General features: G+C 60.2%; 1 pseudogene. It reads left to right on the top strand.

The features are described from left to right. Positions 1-94 precede the first annotated feature (94 nt). Positions 95-1,109, top strand: a pseudogene (locus JMY24_RS38065) (IS3 family transposase); the annotation flags it as partial.

Raw genomic sequence — 1,109 nt, forward strand, 5'->3', positions numbered from 1 at the left:
TGGAGCGGCCCCTTGAATCACCGGACACAGTCTCCCGCTTAAAATAACGGGTAGGCATATGACTGTGTTTTTGACTAACAACAAGCAAGAAGTGATGGAAGTGTTGACGGGGCCGGAGCGCCGGCGGCGGTGGTCAGCGGAAGAAAAGCTGGCGATGGTGCGAGAGAGTTTCGAGCCGGGCAAGTCGGTCTCGATGGTTGCACGCCGGCACGGCGTCAATCCGAACCAGCTATTCCATTGGCGCAAGCTGTATCAGGATGGCAGCCTATCGGCAGTCAGTGCCGGCGAGGAAGTCGTACCAGCGTCGGAACTGAGCGATGCGCTCAAGCAAATCAGGGAACTCCAGCGACTGCTCGGCAAAAAGACAATGGAGAACGAGATTCTTCGTGAAGCGGTGGAGGTGGCGAAGTCGCGAAAATGGATTGCGCGCTCACCCTCATTGCCGGGGGACGAGCAGTGAAGCAGGTCTGCGACGTTCTCGGTGTAGCGCGCTCAAACGTGGCGGCAAAGCTTGCACGTCCAGCCGACTGGCGGGATGGACGCAGCTCCAGGAAGACGGACGATGCCGGGCTGGTCGAAGAGATACGGCTGACCGTGACTGACCTGCCGAGCTATGGTTATCGCCGGGTCTGGGGTATGTTGCGTCGTCAGCGGGAAGGCCGAGGCATGGCGCCCGTCAACGCCAAACGCGTATATCGGGTGATGCGCGTTCACGACCTGCTGCTACAACGCAGACCCTCTCCGCCACCGCCGCAGCGTCGACACGATGGCAAGGTTGCAGTGGCGAAGAGCAATCAACGCTGGTGCTCTGACGGCTTCGAATTTCGCTGCGACAACGGTGAACCGTTGCGCGTCACGTTCGCGCTCGATTGCTGTGACCGTGAGGCAATGAGTTGGGCGGCGACGACCGGCGGCCACAGCGGCGACGTGGTGCGTGATGTCATGCTGGCAGCCGTTGAGAACCGCTTTGGCAATGTCCTGAAGGCGCCGACGGAAATCGAATGGCTGACGGACAATGGCTCGGGCTACACGGCGGAAAAGACCAGGACCTTCGCGTCTGGCATTGGCCTGAAGCCATTGACCACACCTGTCTGCAGCCCGCAAAGTAA

The organism is Paraburkholderia kirstenboschensis, assembly GCF_904848585.1.
GTDB lineage: Bacteria > Pseudomonadota > Gammaproteobacteria > Burkholderiales > Burkholderiaceae > Paraburkholderia > Paraburkholderia kirstenboschensis.